Genomic DNA, 12485 nt, shown 5'->3' on the forward strand with positions numbered 1-12485 from the left:
TCACCTAAACTTATTATGCTTATCTGTACTTAGTATAGCACTAGAAGCCAGGTTTGTATTGTGGTCGTGAGTTAACAAACTCTTTAGTTCGCACGGCAATTGTGTCGTCTGCAAGCCCTAGTTTTTGATGAACTTCAAGTGGCTCGCCAGATTCACCATAACGATCCTGAACACCAATCCTGAGAAGCGGCGCTGGCATCTCATCACAAAGCAATTCAGCAATTGCACCACCAAAACCACCTGCCGCCTGCGCATCCTCGCACGACACTACCCGACCAGTTTTTTTCACAGAATTGATAATCGTCTCGACGTCAAGTGGCTTCACGGTTGGCACGTGAACTACCTCTGCGTCTACTCCTTGATGAGCGAGTAGCTCAGCCGCCTTTAGCGCATAAGGTGTTTCTATACCCGTCGAACATATAGTTACGTCTTGGCCCTTTCGCAGTACATGCGCTCGGCCGATTTCAAATGGGCTTTCTGGCTTACTAAAAATTGGTGTTTTCTCACGCGCTACCCTCAAATAACATGGTTTGCCATTTTTGGCTATCGCCAAAGTCGCTTTTTCAGCCTCTACACTATCACCCGGACAGACTACGACCATATTTGGCATGACACGCATTAGGGCGATATCTTCAAACATTTGATGAGTCGCACCGTCCGGGCCTACGGTCGAACCGCTATGTCCACCAACTATTTTTACCGGCTGATCATTGAGGGCTGCCGTTGTCTTGATTTGCTCCCAGTTACGACCTGGACTAAATGCAGCGTAGCTCGCTGCAAACGGAATTTTACCATTAACCGCCATGCCGCTGGCAATAATCGGGAGATTTTGTTCGGCGATACCAACCTCGACATACCTTTCTGGAAATTTTTCGGCAAACAAATGCATCTGAACGCTCTCAACCAGATCAGCACAAAGCCCGACAATATTTTCGTTATCTTCACCAGCCGTCCTCAAGCCTCGTCCAAAACCAGCCCGTGTCGGCTCGACATCAGGTGAATCTGTCAGTAGCTTATCATTTAGTGGATATTCCATATTATTCATACTCCGCACGGATTTTTCCGCCCATTGTTTGTAATTCCCTCAATGCCTGTTTAGCCTGCTCGCTGTTTGGCGGGACGCCGTGCCATTTATAGTCATACTCCATAAATTCGACATTTTTGCCTGGAATAGTATGAGTAATGATGACACTTGGGCGATTCTCGATCGCTTTTGCCATTCCGACTGCATCAAGGATACTCTCAATATTGTGGCCGTCTATCTCTTGGACATGCCACCCAAAACTTCGCCACTTATCGGCCAAATCCTCTAGTGGCATCACCTGTTCGGTTGGGCCATCTATCTGAATATTATTTCTATCAACAAACACGATCAATTGAGCGAGCTTGTACTTGGAGGCAAACATGACAGACTCCCAGATATTGCCCTCATCAAGCTCGCCATCACCGGTGATTACGTAGACCCAGCGATGTCGTTGATTATCTATATATTGGAAGGTGTAAGCCGCCCCTGCCCCCTGCCCAATACCACAACCCAGTGGTCCCGACGTATTCTCAAGTCCAGGGAGCTTAGTCCGCTCTGGATGACCCTGAAGGCGCGTACCCCACTTGCGCAGAGTCATCAATTCCTCTCGAGGGAAATAACCCGCCTCCGCCATAGCGGCATACTGGGCAGGCACGCAGTGTCCGTTACTCAAGAAGAACAAATCTCGATTCGGCATATCTGGCTGTTTCGGATCGATATTCATCACACTGAGATACAGCGTGGTCACCAAATCAGCCAACCCTAGCGAGCCTGCTGGGTGTCCACTACCCGCATGCTCTAGCATTGTTATGATATCTTTTCGAACTTGATTGGCTTTTTGCTCAAGCTGTCTAATTGTTAGCTGTCCACCCACACTCAACCCTCTTAAATAACACTATGTTTATTAATCTCATCAACTAACTGTTTGTATGTCGCCGCAGGATCCTGGGACTTGTTGATAGCGCCACCACAGTTCACCACATCGACGCCCCCCTGAGCTAGACTAAATACATTCTCCACATTCGCGCCACCGTCCCAGCCTACCTCGACCTCAGGATGGATTGTTCGAATCAGTCGCACCTTTTCTAACTGCATCAGACTAGCGGTGCCGCCATAATGACCCAAATCACCGCTAAACACGAGAACATGGTCAGCATTTTCGATATAATCGTGAACTGTACTTGGAACGGTTGGCTTGAGAAGCGCTACACCAGCATTAATACCTGCTGATTTGAGTTTTTGGATTATCGGCAGTAGGTCTTCGTTCGTCTCGGCATGAAAAATAACCGTCTTTGGCTTCATCTGAATCAATGCATCGACATACTGACTCGGATGAGCTACCATGGCGTGAATATCAACTTCCCACTCCTGTGGCCACCACATTTGGTTGACGCCAACTGTAAACGTAGGCGCAAACTCTCCATCCGTTAAATCAATATGGACCCGCTTCGCAAACGGCATAAGACGCTCAACAGTCGCCTTATAGTCATCGGCGGTCTCACAGAGAATTGTTGGTACCACCTCACTCATTAAAATCGATCCAATTCTGCATTACGCCTGATGAATCTCGCGGCTCCAGCAAATGGCGTGTTGAGCCATGTGTCGATAATGTCTTTCCATAGCTCTAAGTCGTCACCCTCGGCGTCAAGGACGCGCGCAGGCAGGCACAAAACATTGGAATTATTATCGTTTCGACACTCCTTTGCCTCAAAACTATCCCAGATGACCGCTGCCCTAATACCGCTGAAACGATTGGCTGCCATCGCCATACCCTGACCACCCGTGCAAATCAAGATCGCACGTGGATCAGTTGACTCATCCTCGCCAAGCACCCTAGTGGCCGCAATCTGAGCAAACTGCGGAAAATCATCATTTGGATCAAATTCCTTGCCGCCGACGTCTTCCCAGTCATAGCCTCGCTTAGTTAGATACGCCTCGATCTTTTCTTTGAGATGATATCCGCCGTGATCAGCACCAATAAATATCTTCATACACCTAAGTATAAGCGGTTAGACTATATCTGTAAAGCTACCTGCTTACGCTTGACTTTTTTACATGATTTTGCTATTATTCAACCACAATACATGTACGAACAACTGTATACGACCCCGAGGATTCTATGGGGTCGTATTTGCTTAAAATATACAGACTATACAGCCCTAGAAGCACGCCCTACATCGACTGTTAGTTCAACTAATCGATTTGAATAACCCCATTCGTTGTCATACCATGCGACCACCTTGATGAGATTGCCGCCGACAACATCAGTTAGCGCTAAATCAACGATTGCACTGTAGCTATTGCCCTTGAAGTCCATAGAGACTAGCTCTTCATCGGTAACATCAAGTATGCCCTGGTAAAATGGCTTACCTGCCGCCTCACGAAATACTTGATTTACTTCATCAGCCGTTACATCTCGCTTGATCAACGTGACAAAATCACACATCGACACCGTAGGCGTCGGTACACGAACTGATAGCCCACCGAAACAACCTGTTAGAGAAGGCAGTACTTTTGTCGTAGCGATCGATGCTCCAGTAGTGGTTGGGACGATATTCTCTGCAGCCGCACGCGCCTCACGAAGATTTTTTGCTGGAGCATCCTGAAGTCGTTGACTTGCGGTGTAACTGTGAACCGTTGTCATCATAGCCTTCTCAACGCCAAACACCTCTTCTAGTATCGCCATCACTGGAGCGACACAGTTTGTAGTACAACTAGCGTTTGAGACAACTGGCGAGCTGGTCGCTACCGCATCATCATTCACACCGATTACAATGGTGTCCGCCCCCTCGCCCTTGGCTGGAGCCGATATCACTACCCGTTTAGCCCCCGCTGCAATGTGTGCTTGCGCTTTTTGTGATTCAGTGAAGCACCCAGTCGACTCAATCACGACGTCTATCTCATGATCGCGCCACGGTAGGCCTGCTGGATCTTTTTCGTTAAGCACTCTGATGTGCGTACCATCAACGGTGATACCAACTTCGTCATATCCAACTTCACGATTATAAGTACCATAAATAGAATCATGTTTCAAAAGGTGAGCGAGAGTTTTGGCATCCGACAGGTCATTGATCGCAACGACCTCTATATCATTACGATCAAACGCGATTTTAAACGCGTTTCGTCCGATCCGACCAAACCCATTGATAGCAACCCGTATTGCACTCATTGTTCCCACCTCCATGAACACGTTATTAGTATGAGCTATTTAGTTATAGTATACCGCACCTTAGGCCACAAAAAAAGCACCCCAATGAGATGCTATTTATATGTCTAGATTTATTCTTTCATTATACCACTTATATATACGTTTGTCAATTGCATAAGCAAGTCTCGCTCTGTATACTTATCTATATGGACAGGAGTGAGTTGCAGGAGCTTGCCGAAAAACACTACACCGAAGAACAGTGTAGCCGCCTCAACCACGCCATTGACTACGCAGCCAAAAAGCACAAAGGACAGACTCGTCGAAGCGGCGAGCCATACATCACCCACCCACTCCATGTCGCTTCAACAATTATCGACTGGGGAATGGATATAGATTCAGTAGTTGCCGGCGTTCTTCACGATACCGTTGAAGACACGGACGCAACTATCGAGGAAATTGAAGAGCAGTTTGGACGCGATGTAGCATTCCTAGTTGATGGCGTTACAAAAGTTTCTCAAGCTCGTGCCGGAATGCGCAATCTCGAAAGCTACCTGCCCTCAACCAAAGACAACCTAACCAAGCTACTGATTGCCGTTGGTCAAGATGTCCGAGTTATTATTATCAAGCTAGCCGATCGCCTCCACAATATGCAAACTCTGCAATATAAAAGCGCGCCAAAGCAAAAGAAAATCGCTCGCGAAACGATCGAGGTCTTCGCACCACTTGCCGACCGTCTAAATATGGGACGGGTCCGTGTCCAACTGGAGGAGCTTAGCTTTCGATATCTATCGCCTCAGGAATTTGAGCAAACTAAGTCGTTGATGGATAGTCGCCTCAAAAAAAGCGAGCGCAAGCTCCGAAGCGTTCGCAAGGCCGTAGACGCCCACCTCACCAAAGAAAGCATTCCTCATCAGATAGACGGACGCGTGAAAAGCATCTATAGTCTGTACAAAAAAATGAAGCGAGTACCAAATATTGATGATATCTACGACCTGATGGCGCTTCGTATTATCGTTGACGATATCGCCACCTGCTACCTAGTACTCGGGGAGCTTCATCGATTGTACGAGCCAATGGTCGATCGAATCAAAGACTATATCGCAAAACCAAAACCAAACGGCTATCAATCTCTCCATACTACGATCGTCACAAAATCCGGCCAAGCGGTTGAGTTTCAAGTTCGCACTAACAAAATGCACGAATACGCCGAACGTGGACTGGCAGCAAGCTTTCACTACAATGAACAAAAGCTAACTGAGGCTTATCAAAAAGGTACGATCGCCGAATTGCCAGCCGATCTGCACTGGATTCAACACCTTCAGTCAGCAGCCGCTCAAATTTCTGAGGGTAAAGAATTTGACGGCGAAGACCTAAAGATCGATCTGTTTGGCGATAGGATATTCGTGTATTCTCCAAAAGGCGATATCTATGATTTACCTGCTGGCGCTTTTCCCCTTGATTACGCCTACCGCGTCCACTCAGACTTAGCGGCACGTGCGAGTGGATTCATCATCAATGGCAAGATGGAGCCTTTTAGCCATACGCTTCAGCACGGAGATGTAATCGAGATCCTGACAAGCAAAGGTGCGCGCCCAAAACAAGATTGGCAACAATTTATGATCACCAGCCACGCTCGGATGAAGCTTCGCGCTCAGCTGCGTAAAGGTGGTCTACTGGGGCAAATCAGCCACGCCGCAGCAATCATCCAGCGCAAGGCGCGCGAACGTCGGCAACGTAAAACAAAATAGCCAGTGCATAAAACCACTGACTATTATTGTCTCAAAAGTTAACGGTTTAATTCTTGGCCTTATCGTCTTTAGACGCGCCCGGAGGAAGCGGTTGACCTGATTTTGTTTTTGCTGGTTGCGCTTTTTTCTGAGTTGCCGACTTATTCGGTTTGGCAGTTGGCGCAAAGTCTGGAGCCGGCACAAAATCCTCCCGACCAGCCGCAATCGGACCGATATATTTATCTTTGCCAAACCCGAGAATCAGCCAACCGATAATCGGAAATATAATTAACAGCGCTGCAAAACCGTTTGACTTGCCATAAGACTTAGCCAGATCGATTAGCGCAACAATTGCTACCCAAACACCAAATAGAGGGACAAACATGGTGAGCAGAACCCACCAAACTGGTCGTCCCGCAATCTCGAGAACAACTATATGGTTATAGACGGGCACAATTGCCGCCCAACCAGGCTTACCGGCCTTTGTAAACGCCTTCCACTGGCCAATTACAGTGGCTATTGTCAGTATAAAAGCGATACTAAACGCAAAAAGCAATGCCATAGCTATCAAGATACCCCCCTCTGGGGACAAGCCGTTTGCTAATATGTCATCGCTATAGCTCGTAGGATACGTCGGCAGGCTTGAGTAGTTGTAGTTTTCCACGTCTTAGCGCCCTCCTATCGGTTACTGCCGTATCGTTCAATACACTGCTTAATTACCTGCTTGGCTTCTTCGACATCACCCCAACCTAGCACCTTGGTGCTACCAGGCTTTTTGAGATCCTTGTAGTGGGTAAAGTGATTTTCGAGCTGCTTAACTAGCTGTGGAATGTCGCTAAGCGAATTAATCGCATCAGCATCATCTCGGTTGTCGGCCGGGACAACTACGATTTTGTCGTCAACCTCACCGTCATCCTCAAATTTCATAACACCTATAATTTTTGCCTCAAGCCATACGCCAGTTGGCAGCGGCTCAGGACAGACGATTAGCGTATCCAGCTCATCACCATCCTCATCAAGTGTCTGCGGTATAAATCCATAGTTACACGGTTTGGCGAATATACGCGGCTCAACACGATCAAGCATAAATGCCGCTCGTTGGCGATCCCATTCAACTTTTAGTCGAGACCCCTCTGGAATCTCTACGACCGTATTAAGGACCCCTCCATCAATGTCGCCGGGTGTCAAAACTTTATTAAAATCAGGCACTGTCTCGAACTCCTTTCGTTTATCTGACTATATAGTATCAGCTTTTGCTCGCACAAGGTATACTAGAGGGACGTTATGCAATTATTTAATCAACCAACTCTCCTGACTGCCGATAAATATGCTTCAGACGTCGTAAAAAAATTTGCTCAGCCCGTAAGCGAATCTTAATTGTCGCAACAGTTCTTCGAGACGACGGTCCGAACAGTCACGCAATTGTTGAAGCACTCTGCGAGGCCTCAGACAGAGGCGTCGAGACAATAGTTTATATCGATACATTTACCTACTTGGAGCCCAAAGGGTTCGCTTTGCGTTCATCAAAGCGCCAGCCAGCCCGTACTATCCAAGCGATGAAACTAGAGCGCAGACTAAAACAACACGGCATCACTTTTCACTGGCTTGGACGCAAAACGATCGGACTTCTAGTCGGCAGAACACACAGTAAGTGGACAGTAATTGATGACGTAGTTTACACATTTGGCGGAGTAAACCTTGATCACAGTAGCTTTACAAACGTTGATTATATATTTCGACTAAAAAACGCCTTATTAGCTGACGTAATCGCAAAAGAGCAGGAGTATATCTACAGTCTAGATTGTTCAGGAGGCGCAGCCCGCAGTCATTCTTATGCCATATCTGATCAATCTATCACTCTTTTTGACGGCGGCCTAATCGGAGATTCAATTATCTATAGGCGCGCATGCGATCTCGCTCAAAAAGCCGACAAAATAATCTTGGTCTCTCAATACTGTCCAACTGGTCGACTAGCTCATATCCTAAAGAAAAAACCGTCCGTACTATATTTTAACCACTGGCGACACGCCTCATCGCTTAATCGATTTTTAATTACGCTGGGAATGTTTACCGCAAGGCACGACACTTTATACACGCGCGACGCCTATTTGCATGCGAAGTTTATCATATTTACGATGCCTGATGGACAAAAAGTCGCTATCACTGGATCGCACAACTTTATGTTTGGTTCTGGTGCCATGGGCACGCGAGAGATAGCGCTTGAGACAACCGATCATCATATCATTCGTCAGCTCGAGTCCTTCCTTCATCGACACGTCGTCTAATAATCGCAGTGATATAATTACTGTATGCTCATTATAGGACACCGTGGCGCAGCTGGTCATGCGCCCGAAAACACTATGTCATCTTTTGAGGCTGCATTTAAAGCTGGAGCCGACATGATAGAGCTTGATGTACGTCTCACTGCCGATAATCGCCTAGTGGTAATACACGACTCGAGACTGCTACGAACACATCATCTGCGTGACTTGGTTGCAAATGTTACGTACGAACGTTTACGCAAGCTAACTGTTGATAGACCCGTCCCCCTGCTCGAGGAAATTCTAGATATTTATTTTGGACGCATTCTACTTAATATCGAATTAAAAAGCCGAGGAAGCGGCGAACAACTCGTGCGTCTCCTCAAAAAACACTACATCGCCAAAGCTTCCGACTGGGACAAAGTAATCGTCTCTTCATTTAGGGGTAGCGAGCTTGTACAAGTCCGACAGTTAGCAAAACGTGCAAACCTTGCCCTGCTTCATAGCGAAAATCCTTTTATATTTGTCGCCTATCACCGTTTTATAAATCTTACTGCTGTCGGCTTTCATCGGTTATATCTTAATCGCCTAGCGCTAGAGATTGCTAGGCGCGCGGGGATATTTATTTACGTCTATACCGTTGACCGGCCAGGTGCACTACGCCACCTCGAAGAAAAGGGCGTACAAGGCGTCGTAACCAACTATCCCGATAAGCTGATCGCCGCAACAGAATAACCCTAAGCACACTAGAAATTCAATGGCTATAAAACAGCCACGTCAAAGTTCACATACGGCTATTTGCTCAATGCCTGCGACTCGAGATACTCACGGATACTCAGCGCCGCCGTAGCACCCTCCCCCACGGCACTCGCCACCTGCATCGTCGCGCCGCTTCGCACATCACCACTGGCAAATACACCAGGCAGTGAGGTTGCTAGGTGATTGTCGGTTTTAATCAACCTACGCTCATCGAGTTCGACACCGCTACCTTCGAGAAATTGAGTATTTGGCTTGAGCCCGATGAATATAAACACGCCGTCTACCATAAACTCCGTTGCCTCGCCAGCCTTGGTCGCCTTAACGGCTGTCACTTTACCGGTGTTATCGGCAACTATTTCTGTAGGCACCGTTTCGAGATGAATCGTCACTTTGCCGTCGTCGATATACTTCTTTAGATCATCTTGTAGCACCTGGCTAGCTTTTACAGTACTGCGCACAAGTAGGTCAATATGACTTGCAAAACGCGTCAAAAATATTGCCTCCTGTACACCAGAGTTTCCGCCACCCACAACAACCAGTCTTTTGTCACGATAAAATGCACCATCACAGGTTGCACAGTAATGCACACCACGACCATAATACTCCGCTTCACCTGGGATATTTAGCTTGTTGTAGTCGCTTCCAGTCGCAATCAAGACGGCTTTTGCGCGGACTTCGTTGCCGTCGACCGTCAAGATGTTAACCCCGTCTTCGTGTCGTATGGCCGATACGTTACCGTATTCAATTTTTGCACCGAAACGTTCAGCCTGACGCTGCAATCGATCGGCAAGCGCCATGCCCTCAACTCCATCGGGAAAGCCTGGATAGTTATCGACTTTATCGGTAATCGCTGCAAGACCGCCAACCACACCCTTTTCATATAGCGTCGTATCGATATCTTCTCGCGTCGTATAAATTGCAGCGGTCAGGGCGCTTGGACCAGCACCGACCATTACAACTGGTTTAATTTCTTGCTCCATAGCCTCTCCTTTTATCTATTCATCTTAGTATAAAGCTCTGTTAGCTCCGTCGCATCGGGTTGCTGTATAGTTTCAGGGGCGGGAATTGCCATCACCACAAACTTCAGTGGCATATTTGGAGCTATCGTCTCTTTACCACTGTCATCCTTTTGACCTTGCTCGCCGTATGCTTTGTCAGACGGTATCGTTAACATACGAACACCGCCTATCCGCATACCCTTCATACCCTCTTTCCAGCCAGCAATTAAGTTTGCCTTATCTAACCCCTCACTAATTGGTAGCGGACTCTTGAGCTTATTGGCGCTAGTGTCGATACTCTGATCAAATATATGACCATTTGCATCCCAGCCGACGTAGTACGCCGCCATTTTTGTTGAGCCCGAGACCTCTTCACCCTCACCAACCAGCAAGTCTTCGGTCGAGACTTCTTTGACGCTATTGATATCAAATGCAGCTACACGATCGCTATATTGTTTAAACGACTCGTAATATTTTGCTGACAGTTCATCGCCTTGCGCCTTAACTTTTTTATCATACTCCTCTTTCTTGACTCGATACTCGCCAAGTAATTTTTGATACTTTGCCTGATTTTCCGACGCCTGCTGTTGGGCTAGCACCATTACAGCAAATCCACCAATTGTACCAATTATCGTTACGGTGACAATCGCCAGGATACCCCAACGCTGAAAATTTGTCGTTGCCATATTCCCTCTCTATCTATTAGTCAACTTGCTTCATTATAGCAAACCAGACCACCACTATATAGCGTTCTTGACAAGAGGCGGCTATTCGGCAATCTCAAAACGCGCCAGTTTCCTCTTGGCCACCTCAGACGCACCGAGCTGAAGCTTTAGCAACTGAGCATAGATACCATTAGTTTTTGCAAGTTCAACAGGCGTACCAATCTCGTCAACACGGCCCTTCTTGAGCGTTACGATACGATCAACACCAGCGATCGTACTTAATCGGTGAGCGATAATCAATGTCGTCCGATATTTCATCAGCCTATCAAGCGCTTCCTGGACCTCATGTTCAGCTCGACTATCTAAGCTAGAAGTCGCCTCATCTAGGATCAAAATTGGTGCATCCTTGAGTACCGCCCTGGCAATTGCAATACGTTGCCGTTGACCACCAGACAGCGTAACTCCTCGTTCACCGACCTCAGTATCAAGACCATTTTCAAACTTATTTATAAACGTGTCAGCATTTGCGGTTTTTGCCGCTTTCATAATTTCATCATCAGTCGCATCGGGACGACCGTAGGCAATATTATCCCGGATCGTTCCGCTAAATAATACCGACTCCTGAAATACAGTAGCAATATGCACCCGGACATCCGCCTGTCGAACTTTTCTAATGTCTTGATCGTCGATAAAAATTGACCCATCTGTCGCAGAATATAGCCCCATCAATAAATTGGTGATTGTAGTTTTTCCGCCCCCACTCTCACCAACAAGCGCCACTTTCTCACCTTTTTTAACCGTAAAAGAGATATCGTTAAGCACGCGCGCGCCATCACTATACGCGAATGAAACATGATCAAACCTAATATCACCATGCGATACACTAAGCCGCACACGGCTACCTTGGTCTACCTCAGGTGTAATCTCCATAGCTTCTATATAATCCCTGCTGTTTGCAACCGCACGCTGGTAACTATCGACAAAAAAGCTCAGACCGCGAAGTGGCGCTCCTGCCTGTTGAATCAACATGACAAGTAGCGCAATATCACCAATTGAAAAACGCTTTGCTGAAGCAAAATAAAATACAAAACTGAGCGTGATAGCTTGGATTACTCCAAATACAACCGTACGCATAAAATTCATGCCGTGCCAATGTTTTGACTGTGTTGCAGTTAGCCCTATCATCGCTCGCATATCTTCGTCAAACTGTTTATATTCACGCTTTTCTGCAATGAAACTTTTGACAAGTCTAATCTGGCCAATTACCTCCGTAAAACGTCCACTCGCACGATCGAAATGCTTGTTCTTTTCTTTTTCGACGCGCTGCCATCTACCACTTGTGCGTGCTGTTAGATAGAAATTTGCTGGTATTAAGATAATAAACAGCAAGGCCAGTTGCCATCCATAAAACGCCAAAACCACCAGCGTCAGTAAAGTCGTAATCAACATCTGCAACAAGTTATTGCTAAATAGTTGAAGGAAATTAGTTATATCGATAATTGCTCGATATAGACGATTAACGACCTTGCCCATTGACTCTTTATCAAAATACGACTGCGGCAAACTAAGAAGATGCTTGTAGTATGCTGTAGATAGCTGATGCCTAGTCCTGATAGCCAGCTGGTCGCCAAAGTAGCCACTAACGTCACTAACAATCGCTGAGATAACTGACGCCCCCACCATGAGAAGTCCAAAGAGAATCAACGGCTTCCAGGTAAACACACTTTTATCGGCGACTATCGAGACAGCCCAGTCGGTTGCGTACTTAACTATATTTGGCACGACAAAAGACAACAGAGAACTAATAATCGAAAGTAGTGCAATTGCTAAAATATAGCGCCTCAGCCCTTTTGTGTAATTAAATATTTCACGAATTTGCTTCATCTAGTATTTATTATATCTG

General features: G+C 46.7%; 12 protein-coding genes and 1 pseudogene. 3 read left to right on the plus strand and 10 right to left on the minus strand.

Going from position 1 to position 12485, the window contains the following annotated elements; translation table 11 throughout:
- Nucleotides 1-40 precede the first annotated feature (40 nt).
- The 5 genes from GWK75_02870 to gap all read right to left on the minus strand — a co-directional run bounded on the left by GWK75_02870 (nt 41) and on the right by gap (nt 4193).
- A complete protein-coding gene (locus GWK75_02870; protein QHU91382.1) occupies nt 41-1045 on the minus strand; it encodes a transketolase family protein in 1005 nt (334 codons plus the stop codon).
- The gene (locus tag GWK75_02875; GenBank protein ID QHU91383.1) at nt 1038-1898 is read right to left on the minus strand and encodes a transketolase; all 861 of its coding nucleotides are present in this window, start codon (nt 1896-1898) and stop codon (nt 1038-1040) included. The genes GWK75_02870 and GWK75_02875 overlap by 8 nt, the downstream gene beginning before the upstream one ends.
- A gap of 11 nt (nt 1899-1909) precedes the next feature.
- Nucleotides 1910-2554 carry a hypothetical protein gene (locus GWK75_02880; protein ID QHU91384.1) on the minus strand — a complete coding sequence of 215 codons (645 nt, stop codon included), beginning with the start codon at nt 2552-2554 and terminating at the stop codon, nt 1910-1912.
- Nucleotides 2554-3015 carry an RpiB/LacA/LacB family sugar-phosphate isomerase gene (locus tag GWK75_02885; protein ID QHU91385.1) on the minus strand — a complete coding sequence of 154 codons (462 nt, stop codon included), beginning with the start codon at nt 3013-3015 and terminating at the stop codon, nt 2554-2556. Before GWK75_02885 ends, GWK75_02880 begins: the two co-directional genes overlap by 1 nt.
- Before the next feature lie 158 nt (nt 3016-3173).
- Entirely contained in the window at nt 3174-4193 is a 1020-nt protein-coding gene (gap, locus tag GWK75_02890; GenBank protein ID QHU91386.1) for a type I glyceraldehyde-3-phosphate dehydrogenase, read from the minus strand.
- 185 nt (nt 4194-4378) lie between these two features.
- Here gap and GWK75_02895 point away from each other — a divergent pair, with 185 nt between their 5' ends.
- Entirely contained in the window at nt 4379-5920 is a 1542-nt protein-coding gene (locus GWK75_02895) for a RelA/SpoT family protein (protein ID QHU91387.1), read from the plus strand.
- Nucleotides 5921-6125: 205 nt separating this feature from the next.
- On the opposite strand, the pseudogene GWK75_02900 reads toward GWK75_02895, so the two are convergent.
- Nucleotides 6126-6461: pseudogene (locus tag GWK75_02900) on the minus strand (signal peptidase I).
- 116 nt (nt 6462-6577) lie between these two features.
- Nucleotides 6578-7108, minus strand: a complete 531-nt coding sequence (locus tag GWK75_02905) for an inorganic pyrophosphatase (GenBank protein ID QHU91388.1) — start codon at nt 7106-7108, stop codon at nt 6578-6580.
- Nucleotides 7109-7224: 116 nt separating this feature from the next.
- Here GWK75_02905 and GWK75_02910 point away from each other — a divergent pair, with 116 nt between their 5' ends.
- Nucleotides 7225-8184, plus strand: a complete 960-nt coding sequence (locus GWK75_02910) for a hypothetical protein (protein QHU91713.1) — start codon at nt 7225-7227, stop codon at nt 8182-8184.
- Nucleotides 8185-8208: 24 nt separating this feature from the next.
- A complete protein-coding gene (locus GWK75_02915) occupies nt 8209-8895 on the plus strand; it encodes a hypothetical protein (GenBank protein QHU91389.1) in 687 nt (228 codons plus the stop codon).
- A 59-nt stretch (nt 8896-8954) separates the two neighbouring features.
- On the opposite strand, the gene GWK75_02920 is transcribed toward GWK75_02915, so the two are convergent.
- The 3 genes from GWK75_02920 to GWK75_02930 all read right to left on the minus strand — a co-directional run bounded on the left by GWK75_02920 (nt 8955) and on the right by GWK75_02930 (nt 12466).
- Nucleotides 8955-9899, minus strand: coding sequence for an FAD-dependent oxidoreductase (locus GWK75_02920; protein QHU91390.1), 945 nt, complete (start codon nt 9897-9899; stop codon nt 8955-8957).
- A gap of 11 nt (nt 9900-9910) precedes the next feature.
- Nucleotides 9911-10603: a hypothetical protein gene (locus GWK75_02925; protein QHU91391.1), complete on the minus strand. Its 693-nt coding sequence runs from the start codon at nt 10601-10603 to the stop codon at nt 9911-9913.
- A gap of 81 nt (nt 10604-10684) precedes the next feature.
- Entirely contained in the window at nt 10685-12466 is a 1782-nt protein-coding gene (locus GWK75_02930) for an ATP-binding cassette domain-containing protein (GenBank protein ID QHU91392.1), read from the minus strand.
- Nucleotides 12467-12485: the final 19 nt, after the last annotated feature.

This window comes from Candidatus Saccharibacteria bacterium oral taxon 955, from assembly GCA_010202265.1.
Lineage (GTDB): Bacteria > Patescibacteriota > Saccharimonadia > Saccharimonadales > Saccharimonadaceae > Saccharimonas.

Excerpts from the sequence above, each read along its gene's own strand:
- GWK75_02930 (QHU91392.1), bottom strand. The coding sequence starts at position 12,466 with ATGAAGCAAATTCGTGAAATATTTAATTACACAAAAGGGCTGAGGCGC.
- GWK75_02870 (QHU91382.1), bottom strand. The coding sequence starts at position 1,045 with ATGAATAATATGGAATATCCACTAAATGATAAGCTACTGACAGATTCA.
- GWK75_02880 (QHU91384.1), bottom strand. The coding sequence starts at position 2,554 with ATGAGTGAGGTGGTACCAACAATTCTCTGTGAGACCGCCGATGACTAT.
- gap (QHU91386.1), bottom strand. The coding sequence starts at position 4,193 with ATGAGTGCAATACGGGTTGCTATCAATGGGTTTGGTCGGATCGGACGA.
- GWK75_02885 (QHU91385.1), bottom strand. The coding sequence starts at position 3,015 with ATGAAGATATTTATTGGTGCTGATCACGGCGGATATCATCTCAAAGAA.
- GWK75_02920 (QHU91390.1), bottom strand. The coding sequence starts at position 9,899 with ATGGAGCAAGAAATTAAACCAGTTGTAATGGTCGGTGCTGGTCCAAGC.
- GWK75_02925 (QHU91391.1), bottom strand. The coding sequence starts at position 10,603 with ATGGCAACGACAAATTTTCAGCGTTGGGGTATCCTGGCGATTGTCACC.
- GWK75_02895 (QHU91387.1), top strand. The coding sequence starts at position 4,379 with ATGGACAGGAGTGAGTTGCAGGAGCTTGCCGAAAAACACTACACCGAA.
- GWK75_02915 (QHU91389.1), top strand. The coding sequence starts at position 8,209 with ATGCTCATTATAGGACACCGTGGCGCAGCTGGTCATGCGCCCGAAAAC.